We start from the raw sequence: 244 nt of genomic DNA, 5'->3' as shown, positions 1-244 counted from the left end.
TTCACCTACGACCACGCCCAGGACGTCTACGTCTGCCCCGCCGGCAAGCTGCTAAGGCAGCGACAGAGAACCTACAGGAACCCCCGTCCGCTGGCTGACCAAGACGGCATGATGCGCTACCGCGCCAGCAAGCATGACTGCGACTCCTGCTCTATGAAGCCTCGGTGCTGCCCCAACACGCCCGCCCGCAAGATCCCGCGCTCGATCCACGAAGGGGCCCGAGACATGGCGCGGGCCATCGCCA

1 pseudogene is annotated in these 244 nt (G+C 66.0%); it reads left to right on the top strand.

The annotated features are described in order from the left end of the window. Positions 1-244 (top strand): annotated as a pseudogene (locus tag ACYVO7_RS25855) (IS5/IS1182 family transposase); the annotation flags it as partial.

It is taken from the genome of Alsobacter sp. SYSU BS001988 (assembly GCF_054796215.1).
The sequence above is the reverse complement of the archived record's forward strand: the minus strand, read 5'-3'. Positions and strand labels throughout refer to the sequence as shown.